Here is an 18,572-nt window from a genome sequence, read left to right as displayed (position 1 = left end):
GGTGCGCTATTCCTCTTCAGCCATCAGCCGCAACTGGCGGTTTACATTGCCCAGTTTTGCCGCCGCCGGCAGGTTTGGAATCCATTCATACAGCGCACGCAGATAGGCCCGGTCAAAATCGGTCAGGCTTTCAGGATAGGGGCCAACCGGTTCGAACAGGCTGAGGATGGAGCGCATGGCCAGCCCGTCCACCGGCTTGGTCTGCGCCAGTCCGCGCATGGTGGCATAATCGGCCAGCTGCATCACCGACATGCCGCCCACCTCATCCCGGTCAAAAATCACCATGATCGAGGCAATATCGCGCCGTGTGGGCGTGTAGATGCGCGAATGCGCCATCTGCGCGCGTACCACCGGCGCTTCTGTCAGGCTGCGCACACGGCCCACGGGCATGCCGTCGCGGGTGCGCAATTCAACATTGGCAAACACATGGACAGGGGCCGGCTGCAACAGGGCGCGGCGTTCCTCTGGCTGCATGTACTGGAAGATATAGGGGTTGCGATCGACCATGTTCTGCATCGTCGCCAGACTGTCCGTGGAGAAGATCACCAGCATGTTGGGAGTGCAATTGTCGGGCAGGACGCGCACGCCCAGATCCACCGCATTCTGCCTGATCCGGTCGATCATCATGCTGGCATATTCTTCTTGCAGGCCGATGATGCCGGGGCACAGCCGGTCCTCGAAACGGGCCAGCGGCGTATCCAGCTGATCGCCGGAGTCGGCGATATCGCGCGCCTGGCGGTGCACGTCTTCGCGCGTCACATTGGGCGGACGCCCTCCGCGCACCACGATCTGATCGTCATTCTCCGTAACTTCGGGCAAGGCCGGGCCATCGCCTTCCTGTGCCCGGAGAGGCAAGTGACTGAAACCGCTAGCAAGAACGATGGCGAGGCTGACAGCCCTCAATGCGCGAAACATGGCGTGATCCAACTCCCTCTTCCGCATCCACCATACCGCATGCGGCTTGGCGCGGGCCAGCCACCAAATCGTATCAGATTGTAGCAATGGCCCGCCCCTGACGGTGCGCCGCCTGCCTATTCCAGATTGCGCAGGCGCGACGAGGCCGGAAGATTGGGGATCGAGGAATAGAGCCTTTCCAGATAGGCACTGTCGAATTCGGTCAGGCCGGCAGGTGCATCCGCCCCGCTGTCAAACAGGGTGAGTATGCTGGCAGCGCCCTCATCGCTTTCAGGATAGGTCTGGGCAATGCCGCGAAGCGTGGCGTAATCGGCCAGCTGGTTGACCGACAGGCCGGAGACCGCAGCCCGGTCTATCACCACCATGCTGGAGGTGATTTCGCGGCGGATCGGCACATAGATGCGCGAATGTGCAGCCATGACGCGCGCCGTGGGCAGATCGTCCATGTTCTCCCGCCGCCCCACGACCATGCCGTCACGCGTGCGGGTTTCAGTGGTGATCCAGGCCCGCGCCGGACCGGCTTCCTCAATCAGTTCGCGCCGCTCTGAAACCGAAAGCGGCAGGAACAGATAGCCGCGCTCATCGGCCAGCCGCTGGAAATAGCTGCGACCGTCATCAAAGAAGGCAATAATCAGATTGGCGTCGCAGCTTTCCATGTTGGCGGTTGCCAGGCCGATCCGTTCGGCATTTTCGCGGATACGCGCCACCATGGCCGTGGCGAAATCTTCCTGCAGGCCAATGATGCCGGGGCAGATCGGCTCCTCGAAACGGGCGAGCGGATCGCCCAGGAAGCTGTTGGCCGCTGCCGGGGCGGCGGTAAGGGCGATTGCAGCGCCTGCGAGGCAGGCAAGAGCACGGCGAAATGTCATCGTCATCTACTTACTCCAAGACTTGTCCGGCCCCCGGGGTTGAAACACGTGCGAACTTCTCTTGCGCACATATAGCATGATTTGCGGCGAAAAGTGCAATTTTGCCATTTGCGCCAGATGCAAAGCTCGGCTTTGTGGGGCAAAATGACAGCAAGGCTTAATCAACCGCAACATTTGCGTTAGAGGGGCCGCGAAAGACCAAAGCGGCGCTGCGCTTTCGCACCAGACAGGAGTTACCGATGTCCAAGAATGTCCTTGAAAAGCTGGCTGAAACCAATCCGGAATGTGAGATCTGGTGGGATTCGTCCCCGCTGATCTATCCCAGCTGGAAGGCAGAAACGCTGGCCGCCGCCCCGGCTGACAAGCTGGCCGCGTGGACCGAGCAGCTGGACCGCATGTACGATCAGGCCACTATCGATGCCAAGGGCACGATGGGTTTTCGCGGTGTCACCACCAATCCGCCGCTCAGCCTGCAGGCGATCCAGCTTGATCCCGCCGGCTGGACCAGGATCATCAAGGATGTCGCCGCCGCCAATCCCGGCCTCGATGTCGAAGGTGTCTACTGGAAGGTCTATCTGCATCTGGTGAAGCTGGGCGCCGACGCCATCCTGCCGGTCTACAAGTCCTCCGGCGGCAAATATGGCATGCTGTCTGGCCAGGTCGATCCGCGCTTCGTCACCGATTTTGACAAGATGCTGACACAGGGCCTGTCGATTGCCGAAATGGGCGCAAACGTCATGGTCAAGATCCCCGGATCGAAGGAAGGCTATGAAGTGATCGAGGAGCTGACCGCGCGCGGCATCTCCACCAACAACACCACCAGCTTCACCGTGGCCCAGTACATGCGCTGCATGGCTGCCGTGACCGCAGGCCTCCAGCGCGCAAAGGCCGCAGGTGTCGATCTTTCCAGGTGGCGCAGCGTCATCACCCACATGTCCAGCCGTCTGGGCGAAAAGGGTGACTGGAAGAACGAAGCCAAGGTTCGCGGCATCGATCTGTCGCTGGATGAAATCCGCGATGGCGAGGAAGCCGTTCTCAAGCGCGCCTATCACTGGGGCAAGGACAACGGCCACCCGTCCAAGATGCTGCAATGCTCCATGCGCGTGGAGAAGGATGGCAGCGGCAAGACCGTCAGCCGTCACATCCAGGATTTTGCCGGTGGCGATTTCGTCTACACCTGCCCGCCCAGCTACATCGCCGGTCTGATGGCCGAGGAAGAGGCTCTGGGTGAATTCGATCCCAAGGCTATCGACCGCGCTCCCAACCCGGCCAGCGTGGCCAAGCTGATGAAGCTTCCCAGCTTCCGCCAGGCTTATGAATTCGAAGGCATGAAGCCGAGCGAGTTTGCCCAGTTCGGCAGCTTCCAGGCCACTGCGACAGAATTCGCCGCCGCCACCCGCCAGACGGTCGATTTTGTCAGAATGGTGGTTGAGGGGTAAGACCTCTCTCGGATTAATCTGAGAGGATAAAAAAGTGCAGACAGGCATGGTCAGATCTACCGCTCAAGTTTGGGGGGTGGTTCTGGCCGTCCTGTTCCAGATCTGCGCAACCTTTCTTCCCGCATTGGGCTTCGGGGTGAACATTGGTGAGCAATCCGATGCCACCAACACACTGATAACTCCGGCAGGCTGGGCCTTCATCATCTGGGGGCCGCTCTATACCGGTTCGATCGTCTATGCGGTCTATCAGGCTATGCCGCGACAGCGCAGCAATGGCTTGCTGGCCAGTACTGCATGGCCTGCCGCCTGCGCATTCTTCGGCAACGGGCTGTGGGCCTTATATGTCCAGTTCACCGACCTGAATGGCGTATCGGTGGCGATCATCGCGTTCACTCTGGCGAGTATTCTGACCGCCTTCCGCCAGATGGCACCCTGGCAGACTGCCTTCTCGCGCGCAGAACAATGGTGCGTGGTGCTGCCGTTGAGCACTCTGGCCGCGTGGCTTTCCGCTGCATCCATCGTCAATGTTGCCGCATCGCTGAAATATCACGGCGTAGATGCTGGCAGTCTGGGACCAACGCTGTCCGCTGCGGTGGTCTTGGCAGGCGGGATCATAGCCGCAACCGCAGTTCTGCGTGAACGCGGCAACCCCTGGTATGCGCTGGTGTTCCTGTGGGCACTTGCCGCCATTCACGCAGCAGGTGGGCAAGTTTCGGAGTATGTCGGCATGGCAACGCTGATCGCCGCCGCACTGGTCAGCGCGGCTGCTCTCTATGCTCTGGCGAATGCCGGCAACCGCAGGCATTGGTTCAAAGCAGGCTGAAGCAAAGCCCGCAGCCCTGCTCTGCGCGTTTGTCCGTCAATCCGCCCAGTACATCCGGTCCGGATTGGTGACGAGCAGCTTGGTTTGCAATTCCAGCGTCGGCGCGATGCGGGGGATCATGTCCACCACATGGCCATCATCGGGAATGTTGTCCTGCATGTTGGGGTGCGGCCAGTCGGTGCCCCAGATCACGCGGTCCTGATAATCCTCCACCAGCGGCGCAACGGCATGGGCGAACTGGTCCCACGGATCGCCGCTTGAATCGAGGCGGTCGGGGCAGGTCGGCTTGAACCAGATATCGTCGCGGCTTTCCAGCAGCGCGCGGAAGGCTTTCATGTCCGCGCCATCGGGCCCTTGGGACACATCCGGGCGGCCCATGTGATCGATGATGATCGGCACGGGGATCGCATCCATGAACGGGCGCAGTTCCTCCAGAATGTCAGCCTCGAAATAAATTACCACATGCCAGCCCCTGGGCAGGCGCGCGGCGACTTCCAGGAACTTGTCCTTGGGCGCATTGTCGACCAGCCGCTTGAGGAAGTTGAAACGAATGCCGCGCATCCCGCCGGTGTGCAAATCGGCCAGCGCCTCTTCCGAAATCGCCGGATCGACCACGGCCACGCCGCGTGCCTTTCCGTTCGACTTGGCAATCGCGTCCAGCGTGGCGGCATTGTCGGTGCCGTGGCAGCTGGCCTGCACGATAACATTCCTGGCAAAGCCCAGGTGATCGCGCAGCGCAAACAGCATGTCCGGCCCGGCATCTTCGGGCAGGTATTTGGCCTTGGGGCTGAACGGAAACTGCGCCATCGGCCCGAACACATGGCAATGCGCATCTACCGCGCCTGCGGGCGGCGTGTAGGCAGGCTTGCTGGGGTTTGCATGCCACGAAGTAATGCGGCCTGATTCTTCAGCGCTCATACGAATACTATTCCATCCATCAGCTTGCGGGCCGTGCGCAGCAGCGCGGCGCTTTCCACTTCGCCATCGCTGCCCACTTGCAGCACGCAGGTCATTTCGCCGGTCGGGTGTTCGACGCTGAGCGTCTTCTTCCGGCCATCGGGTATCTGCGCAACTTCGGCGGCGGGGGAGCCGTCCACCAGTGCCGCAGTCGCTACCGTGACAGCGGCCAGCACGCCGATGGTGGCGTGAGCGCGGTGCGGAATGAAGCTGCGCGTGCAGATTGCGCCGCCATCCTTTGGCGGGGCGACGAGGAACATCTTGGGGACGGACTTGTCCTTCACGTCGCCCAGATTCATCAGCGGACCAGCGGCAAGGCGAATGGCCTCTATCCTGGCGCGCACATCGGCAAAGCCGTCGCCTTCCAGCTCTTCACGCGTTTCGTAGCCGGTCGCGCCCACGTCGGCCGCCTTCATCACGATGCAGGGCATGCCGTTATCGATCAGCGTGACCTTCACGCCTTCAACCACGTCAAAGGCATTGCCGGTGGGCAGCAGCGCGCCGCAGCTTGAGCCCGCCGTATCGCGAAACTCCACCGGGATCGGCGCATGGCTGCCCGGCACGCCGTCAATTTTCGCCGTGCCGGAGTAGTTTACCGCACGCTTGCCGATCTCGTCCGCCGGAGTTTCAATGGTGGCGACCGCCGACTGGCCGGTGTTTTCCATATAGATGGCCACGCGCGTTTCATCGCCCGTCGGCTCCACCAGTCCACGCTCGATTGCGAAGGGGCCGACACCGGCGAGGATATTGCCGCAGTTCTGCGCATCGGTGACAATCGCCTGATCGACGAACACCTGCAGGAACAGGTAATCGACATCGATGCCTTCTCGCTCGCTCTTCTTCACCACGGCGACCTTGCTGGTCAGGGGATCGGCCCCGCCCATGCCATCAATCTGGCGCGGATCGGGGCTGCCCATCACGCCCAGCAGAAATGCCGCGCGCTCGCCCTCGTCAGCCGGGATATCCTCGGCGAGGAAATAGCCCCCTTTGGAGGTCCCCCCGCGCATCCACATGACCGGTGCAGAATTCATCGCAAGTTCCTCAAACCCACTTCAGCCCCATGTCGGTCAGCTTCTGGCGGAAGCCGTACATGTCGAGGCCGAGTACGCCGGCGGCCAGCTTCTGGCGCTTGTCTTCCTCATTGGCCTCGCGCGCCTGTGCCTTCTTCAGCACTTCTTCTGCCTGCTCTCGCTTCACCACGCACACGCCGTCATCATCGGCCACGATGATATCGCCGGGACGGATGAAGGCACCGGCGCAGACCACGTCCACGTTCACGCTGCCAAGGCTGGCCTTGATCGTGCCTTGCGCAAAAATGCGCTTGGACCAGACGGGGAAGTTCATCTCGGTCAGATCGCGGATATCGCGAATACCGGCATCGATGATCAGGCCCTTCACGCCGCGCGCCTGCGCCGATGTGGCCAGCAGATCGCCGAAATAGCCATCTTCGCACGGGCTAGTGGGTGCGATCACCAGAATGTCGCCATCCTGGCACTGCTCGATCGCCGCATGGACCATGTAATTATCACCGGGAGGAACACTGATCGTCACCGCCGAGGCGCCCACGCGCATGCCCGAATAGATGGGGCGCATGTAGCTCGCCAGCAGGCCGGTGCGGCCCTGCGATTCGTGCACGGTGGCAACCCCGCAAGCGCCCAAAGCCTGCACAATTTCCTTATCCGCACGCTCGATATTCTGGACGACAATTCCGGACATTCACCGTTCTCCTGCTCGAATGTTGCTCACTTCAATCGCTGCGGCATCGGTTGACCGCCTCGCCCTCTCTCGTCAAGGCCGCACACGAGCAGCCTCGCAAACTTGTAAGCAACACATACATTATGTAGATCGCGCCGCAGAGAGATGCCAGACTCGAAAGACACCCTTGCAGCCCCGCGTGTGGCTATGATCGGCTTCGGTGAGGCCGGGTCCGCCTTTGCTGCCCCCGGCGGCTGGAACGGGCGGGCCAGCGGATGGGACATCGTGCCCGATCGCTGCGCCGCGATGGCGCAATATGGCGTGACCGCAGGCAGCAATGCGGCGCAGGCTTTGGCCGATGCCGATATCATCCTCTCGCTCGTCACCGCAGACAGCGCAGTCAACGCGGCCAGCGATTATGCGCCACTGATGAAAGCGGGTGCATTGTGGTGTGACATGAATTCCGTTTCCCCCGGTAGCAAGCTGATGGCCGCGCAGGCCGTTACCGCGGCTGGCGGGCGCTATGTCGATGTTGCGGTGATGGCGCCGGTTGAAAAGGGCCGCGATGTGCCGCTGCTGATCAGCGGGCCGGATGCCGAAGTGGCGCGCGCGATGCTGGCAACGCTCGGCTTTGCCAGGGCGCGGATCGTGGGCGACGAGGTGGGCCGCGCCTCATCGATCAAGATGATCCGCTCGATCATGGTCAAGGGCATGGAAGCGCTGACCTATGAGTGCGCCGCCGCTGCCGAAAAGGCCGGCGTGATGGATGAAGTGATGTCCTCCCTCGATGCCTCGGAAAAGGACTGGGACTGGATGACGCGCACCGCCTATAATCGCGAGCGCATGGAAACACACGGACTTCGCCGCGCGGCGGAAATGGAAGAAGTGGCGCGCACACTTCGCGAACTGGGCGTAGAGCCGGTGATGAGCGAAGGTACGGTCACGCTCCAGCGGCGCGCAGCAAAACCCAAAGCCAGGAGGAACAAGGCAGCATGAGCCTGATTATCGATTGTCACGGCCATTACACGGTGCTCCCCAAGGGGCACGACCAGTGGCGCGAGGACCAGAAGGCCGCCTACAAGGAAGGCAAGGCACCTCCGCCCTATCCGGAAATCTCCGATGACGAGATTCGCCAGACGATCGAGGACAACCAGCTCAAGCTGATCAAGGAACGCGGCGCGGATTTCACGCTGTTTTCCCCGCGTGCCAGCGCCATGGCGCATCACATCGGCGATCAGGAAGTCAGCGCGGCATGGGCCACCCATTGCAACAACCTGATCTACCGCGTCACCCAGCTGTTCCCCGATGTATTCATTGGCGGCTGCATGTTGCCGCAGAGCCCCAAGGCCGACCTGACCGCCAGCATCAAGGAGCTTCGCCGCTGCGTGGAGGAGCTGGGCTTTGTCGGCTGCAACCTCAATCCCGATCCGGGCGGCGGGCATTTCACCCATCCCCCGCTGACCGACGAATACTGGTTCCCGCTGTACGAGGTGATGGAGGAGCTGGACGTGCCCGGCATGATCCACGTTTCGGGCAGCTGCAATCCGGCCATGCATGCCACGGGCGGATATTACCTCGCCGCGGACACGGTGGCGTTCATGCAATTGCTGCAGGGCGATCTTTTTGCGCGTTTCCCCAATTTGCGCCTGATCATTCCGCATGGTGGCGGCGCTGTGCCATATCACTGGGGCCGCTATCGCGGTCTCGCCGATATGCTCAAGCAGCCAAGCCTGGATCAGCACCTGATGAACAACGTGTTTTTCGATACCTGCGTCTATCACCAGCCGGGCATCAACCTGCTGGCCGACGTGATCGAGAACAAGAATATCCTGTTCGGCAGCGAGATGGTGGGCGCGGTGCGCGGCATCGATCCGCAGACCGGCCATTATTTCGACGACACCAAGCGCTATATCGACGCACTCGATATCTCTGATGAAGAGAAGCACGCCATCTTCGAAGGCAATGCGCGTAAGGTGTATCCCCGCATGGACGCCATCCTGAAAGGCAAGGGACTTTGAGCGAAACAGACACCCCCTCCGTCGCCACAGGCTTTGCCAAATGCGCCAAGCCCGAGCGTTATATCCAGCAACTCGTCGCGCACTGGGGGCACAAATATGCCACCAGCTATGACGAGGGTGACGGCATGGGCGTGTTCCCCTTCTCCGAGCATGAGACCGCAGTGATGACCGCGCACAAGGACGGCATCGGCATCACGCTGACCACCGGGGACAAGGATCGCAACGAACACATGCGCGGCGTGATCGAGCGCCATATCGATCGCTTCGCCTTTCGCGAGGCGCCGCTGACCTACGAATGGAAAGAAGCCAAGGAATCCTGACATGAGCAATAAGAAAGAGCGGATAGACATTCACGAATATCTCGCCGCATTCGACGATATTCCCGGCACTCGCGTGTTTACCGCACAGCGGGCGCGCAAGGGCTATTGGTTGAACCAGTTCGCCATGAGCCTGATGAAGGAAGAGAACCGCAAGAAATTCCTGGCCGATGAGAGCACCTATCTCGACGACTGGAACCTGACTCCGGCTGCCAAGCAGGCAGTCCTGGATCGCAATTACAATGCGATGATCGATGAAGGCGGCAACGTCTATTTCCTGTCCAAGCTGTTCTCCACCGACGGACAGAGCTTCCAGACTGCTGCGGGTTCGATGACCGGCATGAGCCAGGAAGAATATGCTAAAATGATGATTGATGGCGGTCGTTCACCCGAAGGTGTCCGCTCGATCAAAGGAGGTTACTGAACATGGCACGCGTAACAACGGGCATCACGTCCAGCCACATTCCCGCCCTGGGCGCTGCGCTTCAGACTGGCACCAGCCAGAACGATTACTGGGGTCCGGTTTTTGATGGCTACAAGGCGATCAAGGAATGGATCAGCAAGCCGGAAAACATGCCCGATGTGGTGATCCTGGTTTACAACGACCATGCCTCCGCATTCGACATGAACTGCATCCCGACCTTTGCCATCGGCTGCGCGGACAGCTTCAAGCCCGCTGATGAAGGGTGGGGCCCGCGCCCGGTGCCCGACGTGATCGGCCATGCCGATCTGGCCTGGCATGTCGCTCAGAGCCTGATCCTCGACGATTTCGACATGACCATCTTCAACAAGATGGATGTTGACCACGGCTGCACCGTGCCGCTGTCGATGATGTTTGGCGAGCCTGACGCATGGCCGTGCAAGGTCATTCCGCTGGCGGTCAATGTGGTGACCTATCCGCCGCCCTCGGGCGCTCGCTGCTTTGCGCTGGGTGACAGCATCAAGGCTGCGGTGGAAAGCTTCCCCGAAGACCTGAACGTGCACGTCTGGGGCACCGGCGGGATGAGCCACCAGTTGCAGGGACCGCGCGCCGGCCTGATCAACAAGGACTTCGATCTCAAGTTCATCGACATGCTGATCAATGACCCTGAGACCCTCTCCAAGATGCCGCATATCGATTATCTGCGCGAAGCAGGCAGCGAAGGCATCGAACTGGTGATGTGGCTGATCATGCGCGGTGCGCTGGGTGACAAGGTGAAGGATCTGTACAACTTCTACCACATCCCCGCCTCCAACACCGCGCTGGGCGCGCTGATCCTCCAGCCGGAGGAAACCGCTGGCGAACCGCTCAATCCGCGCAAGGTGCTGAGCGGCCACAGCCTGGCTCCGGCCTGATTTTACGGGCGCCCGCGGAACAATTTTCGCGGGCGCCCTTTCCTTTCACAAGACCCACTCAACCCTGCGCAACAGGAGAGACCCCCCATGAAGATCGCACTCGCCGGTGGCGGCGCTTTTGGTGAAAAGCACCTCGACGGCCTGAAGAATATCGACGGCGTGGAAGTGACCGCGCTGGTTGGCCGCACTCTGGACAAGACCCAGGAAATGGCCGCCAAATACGGCGTTCCGCACGCCACCACCGATTATGAAGCGATGCTGGAGCGCGACGATGTCGACGCGGTGATCCTGTGCACGCCCACGCAGATGCACGCCGATCAGACGATCAAGGCGATGGATGCGGGCAAGCATGTCGAAGTGGAAATCCCGCTGGCAGACAGCTGGGCCGATGCCGAAGCCGTGCTGAAGAAGCAGGAAGAAACCGGCCTGGTCTGCATGGCCGGCCACACCCGCCGCTTCAACCCTTCGCACCAGTACGTGAAGCAGCAGATCGAGAGCGGAAAGTTCAACGTCCTGTCGATGGATGTGGAAACCTATTTCTTCCGCCGCGAGAACAAGAACGCCAAGGGCGAACCGCGCAGCTGGACCGATCACCTGCTGTGGCACCACAGTGCGCACACGATCGACATCTTCCAGTACATGACCGGCGCCAAGGTGATCGCGGCCAATATCCTGCAGGGGCCAAAGCACCCCACGCTGGGCATTGCGATGGACCAGTCGATCCAGATGAAGACCGACAAGGGCCAGATCCTGACCCTGTCGCTCAGCTTCAACAACGATGGGCCGTTCGGCACCTTCTTCCGCTATATCGGCGACACGGCGACCTATCTGGCGCGCTATGACGATCTGTTCACCGGCCGGGATGAGCCGATTGACCTGACCGGCGTGGCCGTATCCAACAACGGTATCGAGCTGCAGGACCGGGAATTCATTTCCGCCATCCGCGAAGGGCGTGAGCCCAACAGCTCCGTGCGCGGCGTGATCGAATGCTATCGCACCATCGGCCAGCTGGCCGCCAGCCTTGAAGCGCAGGACGGCTGGTCCTGATGGCTATCGGTGCGAGAGAGATTGCGGGGCGCGCGCTGCACCCCGTGGGGCTGGGCTGCATGAACCTGTCCTGGGCCTATGGTACCCCGCCCGCGCATGAGGATTGCGTCGCTTTCCTCAATCGCGCGCTGGACCTTGGCTACGATCATCTCGACACCGCGCGCATCTATGGCGCGGGCAAGAATGAGGCGCTGATCGGTGAGGCATTGAAGGGGCGCAGGAACGAATTCTTCCTCGCCTCCAAATGCGGCATTGTGGTGGAAGGTCCCAAGCGCGGGGTGGATTGCAGCCCCGCCGCTCTGGACGCGGCGCTGGACACCAGCCTGGACCTGCTCGGCACCGATCATATCGATCTGTATTACATGCACCGCTTCGATCCCAAGGTGCCGATTGCCGATAGCGTGGGCGCTTTGTCGCGCGCGATAGAGGCGGGCAAGATCGGGGCATATGGCGTGTCCGAATGGTCCGCCGCCCATATCCGCGAGGCCCATGCCATCCATCCGGTGGGCGCGGTGCAGACCGAATATTCGCTGTGGACCCGCAATGTCGAACTGGGCGTGCTGCCCACGTGCGAGGAACTGGGCATTCCGCTGGTGGCCTTCAGCCCCGTGGGGCGCGGTGCGCTGGGCGGGGAGATCAAGGACCCCTCCACGCTGGAAGAGCAGGACCTGCGCCACAAGATGCCGCGCTTCACGCCCGATCACTGGCCGCATAATCTGGCGCTGATCGAACAGCTGGTGGATCTGGCCAAAGGCGCTGGCGTCACCGCCGGCCAGCTGGCGCTGAACTGGGTGCTGGCGCAGAGCGAGGTCATGCATGTGATCCCCGGCACCACCAATCCTCAGCACCTTGAGGACAATTACAACGCCGCCAATGTGGCGATCCCGGCTGACGTGCTGGCAAGGGCCGATGCGCTGATCAACCAGTCCACCGTATCCGGCCACCGCTATCACGATGCGATCAAGCCGACGATCGACACAGAGGAATTCGAGGACGCCTGATGGCATCGGTGCGCGCCCCCATCGGCTATTCCCGGCGCACCACGCGCAAGCCGTTCTTTTATGCCAATGCGCATGAGAAGGACTTCGTACCGCTGGAACCGGCAGAGGTGGACATCACCGATGCGCGCGGCATGGATTGCAGCCTTGATGTGGAGGGCTTCACGCTGGTGGAACATCGCAGCGCGGTGGCCGATCTGACCGATCTGGCGCAGGTGGCCGCCGTGCATGCTGGCGAAATTGCCGACCTGCTGAAAGCGCAGACCGGCTGCGACCATGTGGACATGTTCAGCCGCGGCATATTGCGCTTTTCGGAGCGGCTGGGCGCCAATGACGCGCATGACAATTCGCACCCGGCGCGCTTTGTCCATGTCGATATGGCCAGGGACGCCGCTGCCAAGGCGCGCGAGGCATCGGCCCCCGAAGGACACGCCATCGCCCGCAGCGCGCAATATAATGTCTGGCGCGTGCTCAGCCAGCCGCCGCAGGACGTGCCGCTGGCGCTGTGCGCGGCCAATTCGCTGCAGGATGGCGACCTGATCGATTGCGATGCAATCTTCGATCCGCCCGGCGCGCCCGAATGGTCTTTCGAGAATTACCTGCTGGCGCAAAATCCGGCGCATCGCTGGTACTATTTCGCCGACATGCATCCCGGCGAGGCGCTGATCTTCAAGACCAGCGAAAGCGATCCGGCGCGCGCGCAACTGATGCCGCACGGCGCATTCGATAATCCCATCGCTCCCGCCGAAGCACCGCCGCGCATCAGCCTTGAAATGCGCGGCGTATGCTACTGGTTCGGCTGAAACCTATTCGGCGGCCGCGTCTGTGACTTCTGCCGGTGCCTCTGCCGCTGGCGCAACAGCGACATTATAGGCCGACACGATCTTCCATGTTGAGCCGGTGGCGCGTTGCCACACGGTCTGGCTTTCCAGCGGCATCGTCACCGCTTCACCCGTTTCGGGATCGGTGGTGGTGAAGCTGATCTTCGATGTCACCACCGCCAGATCGTCAGACGCGGAGGCCCAGCCGTTGAGCGGTTCCATCGTCAGCGCGAAATTGGGATCGGCCAGCAGCCGGTCATATTCCTCCACGATCGCCACGCCGCCATCCAGCACCGTACCGTCTGGCTTCACGAGATGGGCGTTATCGGAATAGAGGCGCGCAATACCCACCAGATCGCCCGAGGCAATCGAATCGAGCTGCCCCTGTTCGGTGTGACGGATGGCCGCGACGGACTCAGCCGGATCTCCGCCGCCGCAAGCGGCCAGCAGGGCAATCGGTGCGAGCGATGCCAGGACAATCTTTTTCATTCGGTTTCCCCTCACAATTATCGGCGGTGACACACCGCATTGTGTGAAGGGGGATAGGTGGCCGGGAAATGGCCTGCCTTGATCTGGCGCAATATAGGAAATGGCCGGGCGGCCACCGCGCAGCACCTTGCCGCGCGGTGGCGCCTTGCATCAAAGCTGCGAATACAGCGCCAGCAGATTGGCCCAGGCACGCTCGGCCTCGGCTTCGTTGTAAACGGGGCTGTCGAGCACGGTCCAGCCGTGGTCCCCGGCGTAAACCTCGATTGTCGCATCAAGGCCCGCGGCATCGGCAGAAGCGCGCAGTGCAACCTTGTCGTCAGGCGCGTTGGCATCGTCGTTCTGGGCAATGGCGATCAGCGCGTGAGCATCGGCTGCCACATCGTCGAACATGTTGACCGGCGCATTGGCCGCCTCTCCCACGAGTCCGCCGCCGTGGAAGCTGCCCGCTGCCTTCACCCGGCCGGGGACTGCGGCAAGGCCGTAGATCGTCCAGCTGCCGGTCATGCAATAGCCCTGCGTGCCGATGCCACGCGATGAGTCCACCGCCGCCTGGCCATCCAGCCAGCCGACCACGGCACGCACGGTTTCCATGATCGCTTCCGGCGTATTCTGGGCCATCCACGGACGCACTGCGGCAAAGCCATCATTGGCGCGCCAGTCCTCGAAATCGGCAAATTGCGGTGCCGGCGCGCTGCGGTAATAGGGATTGCCCAGGAACACCGCATAGCCCGCTTCAGCCAGCCGCCGAGCCATCGCCTTCTTGGCATCGCGAATACCGGCAATGTCCGGCCACATGATCACCGCGGGATGCTTGCCGGTGGCCGGGTGATAGAAGAACCCGTCCATCGTGCCGCCCGGTGCGGCGAAGGAAACGGCGGTTTCCACCACCCCGCCCGACGCTGCATCGCTGGTGGTGGTGCAGGCCGCAAGCGTTGCGCCCGCGCCTGCCACCACGCCCAGATGGGCAAACTGGCGACGATTAATGCCGCCCTTCAGCGTTGCCATTCCGTCCAGAATATCCTGATCGCACATAGTGACCTCCCCAATTGCTCTTGATGTGATCCTCTTGATTGGCCGCGAGGATATCAGAGCAAGGCGTAAGGTCTAGGCCCGATCGCGCATCAGCATCAGGTCAGATCGTCCAGCTTGATGATCAGACCTTCCTCTGCGGCCTTCATCGCATCGCGGCGCAGCTGCTCGATCTTCAGGCGGCCGGCAGGGGCCTCCTCATCCGGCAGAGCCGCCATGATCTTCGCGTGATTTTCCTCAAAATCCGGGCCGTGTTCAGGGTGGGTCAGGATCAGCCCGTCCTGCCGCGTCATGCCGCGCAGGATCTTGGTGCCCACTTCATAGGGGTCCATCCCTTCCTCGAACGCCGTGCCGAACTGGGCCAGCTGCTCATCCGAAGTCTCGGGAAAGCCGCTTTCGCCAAAGCCATCGGGCCGCTTCATCGCGCTGGTCCAGGCATTGGTGCGGGTCAGTGCCGGGCAGCACAGCGAACAGCCGATGCCGTGCGGCGCAAGGTTGTAACGCAGGCTCTCCGTCAGGCCGCGCACGGCGAATTTGCTGGCGGTGTAAATGCCCGCCTGCGGACCCGGAAGGAAGGCGGCCATGCTGGCAATATTGACCACGTGGCGGCGGCCCTCGCTGGCCTTGATCGCGGGCAGGAAGCTGACCAGGCCGTTGACCACGCCGCCGAAGTTAACGCCCATGATCCAGTCATAATCGTCATAGCTGGCCTCATCCGTGGGGCCGAACACGCTGACCCCGGCGTTGTTCACCAGCACGTGCACTTCGCCAAAATGATCGACCACCTGCCGGGCGGCCTTGGCAAAACCCTCGCGGTCGGTCACGTCCAGCTTGATGAACAGCGGCTGGTCATAGCCCTTGCTCTCGAACCACCTGGCCGTGGCCGCCTTGTCATCCTCATTGCGATAGGACAGCGCCAGCTTCATGCCCGCATCGGCGAACGCCTGCGCCACGCCAAGGCCGATGCCCGTAACTGCACCCGTGATGAAAGCCACGCGGCCTTCCCATTCCTTGGCCCAACCTTCAGCTTGCTCGCTCATTTCCCAAATTCCCTCTCGCCAAAACAGTATCGTTCGTTAGGGTTGATAGTAAGATTTTTGGGAGAGTCGACAATGAGTGATGTGGAAGCCCGTCTGGGTGCGCTGGAACTGCGTGTACGCGAACTGGAAGACATGGCCGCGATCCGCCGCCTGCACTGGGCCTATGGCTATTACATCGATTTCAACCGCCCGGACGAAGTGGCGGACCTGTTTGCCGAAGATGGCTGCGTGGTCTTCCTGTCGGGCGAATATGTCGGCCATGCGGGTGTAAAGCGCCTGTATGGAGACTGGATCGCCGGGCGCTTTACCGGCGGCAAGCCCGGCCCCGTCAACGGCCTGCTGCTCGACCATTTCCAGATGCAGGACATCGTCACCGTGGCGCCGGACGGGATGACTGCGAAGGGCCGTTTCCACGGCATTCTGCTGGGCGGCTGGCACGATGATTTCCAGGACACGCGCGAGGAAATGATGCCGCAGCAGTTCATGGAAGCAGGCATTTACGAGAATGATTACGTCAAGGTGGACGGTGTGTGGAAGATCAAGCGGCTGGATTACATGATGCAGTGGCAGGGCGATTATGAAAGCGGCTGGGCACACACCACCGCGCATCTGCAACCGGCCACCAAGCTGTTCCCGGAAGACCCGCTCGGTCCTGACCGGATCCTGACTGCGGACCAGCACCGCCAGACGTGGCCGTTCCGTCAGGATGTGCCGATGCACTTCGCCCATCCCAAATTCGGCATCGCCTTTGCGGAACAGGCCGGCAAGTGAAGCCCGCCCCCTCGGCCCTGCCTTGGGATACGGGCGCGCCGCCCTTCGATCCGCGCGATACGGCAGCACGTGAAACGCTCTCCACCCGGCAGGTGGCGGAGCGCTTCATCCAGCTGTTCTATGTCGAGGATAATCCCACTGACGCATTCACCTGCTGGATGCATCCTGACTATATCCAGCACAATCCCAACGCCCCCACGGGCCGCGATGCCACGCTGGACATGATGCAGGCGAGCATGGCGCGCCTGCCCGACCTGACGCATGAGGTGAAGCGCGTGGTCTGGGGCACGGATGATCTGGTGGCGGTGCATTTCCACTTCCGCCGCGAGAAGGGCACGCGCGGCCACGCCATTGTCGATATATTGCGCGTGGCAGGCGGCTATATTGTCGAGCACTGGGACGTGATGCAGGAGGTGCCCGATCCGGCGACCTCCAAGAACCCGAATGGAATGTTCTGATGACGAAACTGGAAGACGGCAGTGAAAAGGGGCTGAAAGGCCACTTCAAGGAAGATTTCAGCCACCGCACCCGCATTGGACTGGCCCCGCGTTCGGGCCATGTGGACCGCGATGCTCCGTACAAGCGGATCGCGATAGAGGAGGCATGGACCTTCCCCGCGCTGGTAAAGGCGCAGGTCGAATATCTCGAAAGCGGCGAAGCGCCGGAGGACGATTCGCTGCGCATGGCGGGCATGTTCGCCAAAATGCCCAGCCTGCAGGACATGCTGCAGGATCTGGGCGAACTGCGCATCAGCCATATGGACGAGCTGGGGATCGACCGGCAATTGCTGCTGCTGACCGCGCCCGGCGTGCAGGTGGTGCGCCCCGGTGAAGGCACTGCTCTGGCGCGGCAGGCGAATGACATTGCCGCCGCGGCCTGCCGCAAATATCCGGACCGCTTTTCCGCCTGCGCCGCCTTCGATCCGCGCGATGTGGAAGGGTCGGTGAAGGAGCTGGAGCGCGCGGCGAAGGAGCTGAAGCTCAACGGCGCCGTGCTCAATTCGCACTTCCAGGGGCATTATCTGGATGAGCCGGAATTCGCGCCCATCCTGGAGGCGCTGGAGGCCAATGACCTGGCGCTGTATATCCACCCCACCGCACCCTTCAACGGCGGCCATTACGAAAAGCGCGGCTTCTTCGGCGCACTGGGCGGCTTCCCGCATGATGTCTGGCTGCACACGATGGGCCTGATCATGTCCGGCGCATTCGACCGGTTCCCCAAATTGCGGCTGGTGATCGGCCACATGGGCGAATGCATGCCGCTGCAATTATACCGGTTCGACTGGATGCAGGGCAATGCCGATGGCCGCCCGCGTCCGCTGATCGACGGGGGCGAGCAGATCAAGTTGCAGCACCCGGTCAGCCATTATTTCAGGAACAATATCTGGATCACCACCAGCGGCGTGGCGTGGGAACCTGCGATCAAGTTCTGTCAGGATGTGCTGGGCCCGGACCGCGTGATCTACGCAATGGATTACCCCTACCAGCAGAGCTACGATGAAGTCGCCGCCTATGACCGCATGGACATGGACCCCAAGGTCAAGAAGATGCTGATGGAAGACAATGCGCGGGCGGTGTTCCGGATAACCGGATGACACTGCGCGAGCGCGCCGATTGATCAGGCCGCCAGTCGGCCCAGTTCATCCACCACAGACGGGTGAATCTGGCCAAAGAAGCGAATGCTTGCGCGCTTGCCTTCTTGCCATAGAACGCGGCCGTTGATGTCGATGCGGCCGGCGATTTTCAGGTGGAGGAAATCCAGATCGCCCTCCCAGTCGACCGGCGCTTCGCAGGAACAGCCGTCGGGCGTGATATCGGACAGGGCAACCGCGAAGGAGCCGCGATCGAGATCGCATTGTGCGCCTATGCGCGACGTCTTGCACCTGACCTTACGACTTGGCATTTCGCCCTCCGCACAAATACAGCAAGACCTGTATTACGCAGGCATGGTTAACACCGGGTGTTCGGCCTGTTCATCAAGCGGTCGGGCATAAAAAGGGGCGGCACTGC

General features: G+C 61.7%; 22 protein-coding genes. 13 read left to right on the top strand and 9 right to left on the bottom strand.

What is annotated here, in order from left to right; translation table 11 throughout:
• Nucleotides 1–6: 6 nt before the first annotated feature.
• Both ABDZ98_RS02510 and ABDZ98_RS02505 read right to left on the bottom strand, forming a co-directional pair.
• Complete coding sequence (locus ABDZ98_RS02510; RefSeq protein ID WP_160590406.1) at nucleotides 7–819, bottom strand: hypothetical protein; 813 nt, start codon at nucleotides 817–819, stop codon at nucleotides 7–9.
• A gap of 212 nt (nucleotides 820–1,031) precedes the next feature.
• Nucleotides 1,032–1,790 carry a hypothetical protein gene (locus tag ABDZ98_RS02505; RefSeq protein WP_160590408.1) on the bottom strand — a complete coding sequence of 253 codons (759 nt, stop codon included), beginning with the start codon at nucleotides 1,788–1,790 and terminating at the stop codon, nucleotides 1,032–1,034.
• Nucleotides 1,791–2,023: 233 nt separating this feature from the next.
• On the opposite strand from ABDZ98_RS02505, the gene ABDZ98_RS02500 reads away from it, so the two are divergent.
• Both ABDZ98_RS02500 and ABDZ98_RS02495 read left to right on the top strand, forming a co-directional pair.
• Nucleotides 2,024–3,223 (top strand): transaldolase family protein, encoded by a 1,200-nt coding sequence (locus tag ABDZ98_RS02500; RefSeq protein WP_160590410.1) that lies wholly within the window; start codon nucleotides 2,024–2,026, stop codon nucleotides 3,221–3,223.
• 76 nt (nucleotides 3,224–3,299) lie between these two features.
• Nucleotides 3,300–4,046: a hypothetical protein gene (locus ABDZ98_RS02495; protein WP_337190167.1), complete on the top strand. Its 747-nt coding sequence runs from the start codon at nucleotides 3,300–3,302 to the stop codon at nucleotides 4,044–4,046.
• Nucleotides 4,047–4,082: 36 nt separating this feature from the next.
• Here ABDZ98_RS02495 and ABDZ98_RS02490 read toward each other — a convergent pair whose 3' ends face one another.
• Genes ABDZ98_RS02490 through ABDZ98_RS02480 form a run of 3 tightly spaced genes read right to left on the bottom strand, consistent with a single transcriptional unit; the run spans nucleotide 4,083 to nucleotide 6,719 of the window.
• On the bottom strand, nucleotides 4,083–4,964 hold the full coding sequence (locus tag ABDZ98_RS02490; protein ID WP_160590414.1) for an amidohydrolase family protein: 882 nt from the start codon (nucleotides 4,962–4,964) through the stop codon (nucleotides 4,083–4,085).
• Entirely contained in the window at nucleotides 4,961–6,016 is a 1,056-nt protein-coding gene (locus tag ABDZ98_RS02485; RefSeq protein ID WP_160591063.1) for a 4-oxalomesaconate tautomerase, read from the bottom strand. Before ABDZ98_RS02485 ends, ABDZ98_RS02490 begins: the two co-directional genes overlap by 4 nt.
• A 28-nt stretch (nucleotides 6,017–6,044) precedes the next feature.
• Nucleotides 6,045–6,719: a 4-carboxy-4-hydroxy-2-oxoadipate aldolase/oxaloacetate decarboxylase gene (locus ABDZ98_RS02480; RefSeq protein WP_160590416.1), complete on the bottom strand. Its 675-nt coding sequence runs from the start codon at nucleotides 6,717–6,719 to the stop codon at nucleotides 6,045–6,047.
• Between the two features lie 186 nt (nucleotides 6,720–6,905).
• Here ABDZ98_RS02480 and ABDZ98_RS02475 point away from each other — a divergent pair, with 186 nt between their 5' ends.
• From ABDZ98_RS02475 to ABDZ98_RS02440, 8 genes are all read left to right on the top strand, one after another.
• Nucleotides 6,906–7,694: an NAD(P)-dependent oxidoreductase gene (locus ABDZ98_RS02475; RefSeq protein ID WP_237437453.1), complete on the top strand. Its 789-nt coding sequence runs from the start codon at nucleotides 6,906–6,908 to the stop codon at nucleotides 7,692–7,694.
• Nucleotides 7,691–8,716: an amidohydrolase family protein gene (locus tag ABDZ98_RS02470; RefSeq protein ID WP_160590419.1), complete on the top strand. Its 1,026-nt coding sequence runs from the start codon at nucleotides 7,691–7,693 to the stop codon at nucleotides 8,714–8,716. The genes ABDZ98_RS02475 and ABDZ98_RS02470 overlap by 4 nt, the downstream gene beginning before the upstream one ends.
• A complete protein-coding gene (locus ABDZ98_RS02465; RefSeq protein ID WP_160590421.1) occupies nucleotides 8,713–9,036 on the top strand; it encodes a DUF2218 domain-containing protein in 324 nt (107 codons plus the stop codon). The genes ABDZ98_RS02470 and ABDZ98_RS02465 overlap by 4 nt, the downstream gene beginning before the upstream one ends.
• A 1-nt stretch (nucleotide 9,037) precedes the next feature.
• On the top strand, nucleotides 9,038–9,457 hold the full coding sequence (gene ligA / locus ABDZ98_RS02460) for a protocatechuate 4,5-dioxygenase subunit alpha (protein ID WP_160590423.1): 420 nt from the start codon (nucleotides 9,038–9,040) through the stop codon (nucleotides 9,455–9,457).
• 2 nt (nucleotides 9,458–9,459) lie between these two features.
• A complete protein-coding gene (locus tag ABDZ98_RS02455) occupies nucleotides 9,460–10,368 on the top strand; it encodes a class III extradiol dioxygenase subunit beta (protein WP_160590425.1) in 909 nt (302 codons plus the stop codon).
• A gap of 87 nt (nucleotides 10,369–10,455) precedes the next feature.
• Nucleotides 10,456–11,415, top strand: a complete 960-nt coding sequence (locus ABDZ98_RS02450) for a Gfo/Idh/MocA family oxidoreductase (RefSeq protein WP_160590427.1) — start codon at nucleotides 10,456–10,458, stop codon at nucleotides 11,413–11,415.
• A complete protein-coding gene (locus ABDZ98_RS02445) occupies nucleotides 11,415–12,416 on the top strand; it encodes an aldo/keto reductase (RefSeq protein ID WP_160590429.1) in 1,002 nt (333 codons plus the stop codon). Before ABDZ98_RS02450 ends, ABDZ98_RS02445 begins: the two co-directional genes overlap by 1 nt.
• Complete coding sequence (locus ABDZ98_RS02440; protein WP_160590431.1) at nucleotides 12,416–13,216, top strand: CmcJ/NvfI family oxidoreductase; 801 nt, start codon at nucleotides 12,416–12,418, stop codon at nucleotides 13,214–13,216. Before ABDZ98_RS02445 ends, ABDZ98_RS02440 begins: the two co-directional genes overlap by 1 nt.
• A 3-nt stretch (nucleotides 13,217–13,219) precedes the next feature.
• Here the strand turns inward: ABDZ98_RS02440 and ABDZ98_RS02435 are convergent, their stop codons facing one another.
• From ABDZ98_RS02435 to ABDZ98_RS02425, 3 genes are all read right to left on the bottom strand, one after another.
• Complete coding sequence (locus ABDZ98_RS02435) at nucleotides 13,220–13,723, bottom strand: YybH family protein (protein ID WP_160590433.1); 504 nt, start codon at nucleotides 13,721–13,723, stop codon at nucleotides 13,220–13,222.
• 150 nt (nucleotides 13,724–13,873) lie between these two features.
• Nucleotides 13,874–14,755, bottom strand: coding sequence for a dienelactone hydrolase family protein (locus ABDZ98_RS02430; RefSeq protein WP_160590435.1), 882 nt, complete (start codon nucleotides 14,753–14,755; stop codon nucleotides 13,874–13,876).
• 95 nt (nucleotides 14,756–14,850) lie between these two features.
• Nucleotides 14,851–15,792 carry an SDR family NAD(P)-dependent oxidoreductase gene (locus ABDZ98_RS02425; RefSeq protein ID WP_160590437.1) on the bottom strand — a complete coding sequence of 314 codons (942 nt, stop codon included), beginning with the start codon at nucleotides 15,790–15,792 and terminating at the stop codon, nucleotides 14,851–14,853.
• A gap of 72 nt (nucleotides 15,793–15,864) precedes the next feature.
• Between ABDZ98_RS02425 and ABDZ98_RS02420 the strand changes: the two genes are divergently transcribed.
• From ABDZ98_RS02420 to ABDZ98_RS02410, 3 genes are read left to right on the top strand one after another with little or no spacing between them, the layout of a single operon-like run.
• Complete coding sequence (locus ABDZ98_RS02420; RefSeq protein WP_160590439.1) at nucleotides 15,865–16,563, top strand: nuclear transport factor 2 family protein; 699 nt, start codon at nucleotides 15,865–15,867, stop codon at nucleotides 16,561–16,563.
• Nucleotides 16,560–17,021 carry a nuclear transport factor 2 family protein gene (locus tag ABDZ98_RS02415; RefSeq protein ID WP_160590441.1) on the top strand — a complete coding sequence of 154 codons (462 nt, stop codon included), beginning with the start codon at nucleotides 16,560–16,562 and terminating at the stop codon, nucleotides 17,019–17,021. Before ABDZ98_RS02420 ends, ABDZ98_RS02415 begins: the two co-directional genes overlap by 4 nt.
• Nucleotides 17,021–18,157 carry an amidohydrolase family protein gene (locus ABDZ98_RS02410; RefSeq protein WP_160590443.1) on the top strand — a complete coding sequence of 379 codons (1,137 nt, stop codon included), beginning with the start codon at nucleotides 17,021–17,023 and terminating at the stop codon, nucleotides 18,155–18,157. The genes ABDZ98_RS02415 and ABDZ98_RS02410 overlap by 1 nt, the downstream gene beginning before the upstream one ends.
• Before the next feature lie 23 nt (nucleotides 18,158–18,180).
• Here the strand turns inward: ABDZ98_RS02410 and ABDZ98_RS02405 are convergent, their stop codons facing one another.
• Nucleotides 18,181–18,465 (bottom strand): hypothetical protein, encoded by a 285-nt coding sequence (locus tag ABDZ98_RS02405; protein WP_160590445.1) that lies wholly within the window; start codon nucleotides 18,463–18,465, stop codon nucleotides 18,181–18,183.
• Nucleotides 18,466–18,572: the final 107 nt, after the last annotated feature.

It is taken from the genome of Alteraurantiacibacter aestuarii, assembly GCF_039523595.1.
Taxonomy (GTDB): Bacteria; Pseudomonadota; Alphaproteobacteria; order Sphingomonadales; family Sphingomonadaceae; genus Alteraurantiacibacter; species Alteraurantiacibacter aestuarii.
This window is presented reverse-complemented; position numbering and strand designations above follow the sequence as displayed.